Here is a 313-nt window from a genome sequence, read left to right on the forward strand (position 1 = left end):
AGTCTCTGGAGAGTATAAAAATGAAAAAAGAAATTTATGTAGAAGCAGCCATCGTAGAGAAGCGAAGAGGACGACTCTCTGCTGGGGTAGGGCAGGTTGTATTCGATGACTATGAAAGAATAGCGGGTGAAGACTGGTTGTTCCTTGATAGCATCGTAGACCGTAATTACGCAGAGTTATCAGCACTTGCTTTTGGGCTAGAGCGTGCTTGTGATGGCGATATTATTTATTCAAGCAGTGACTATTGCGTTGATGGTTTTAATGACTGGCTTGATGGTTGGAAACGTCGAAATTGGCGTAAAGCAAATAAAAA

1 protein-coding gene is annotated in these 313 nt (G+C 41.9%); it reads left to right on the plus strand.

From position 1 onward, the window contains the following. Positions 1 to 20: 20 nt before the first annotated feature. The coding region (locus AB4185_RS21655) for an RNase H family protein (protein ID WP_372135918.1) at positions 21 to 313 on the plus strand (293 nt) is incomplete at its 3' end.

The organism is Vibrio sp. 10N.286.48.F5 (assembly GCF_041469785.1).
In the GTDB taxonomy this organism is placed as follows: Bacteria; Pseudomonadota; Gammaproteobacteria; order Enterobacterales; family Vibrionaceae; genus Vibrio; species Vibrio crassostreae_C.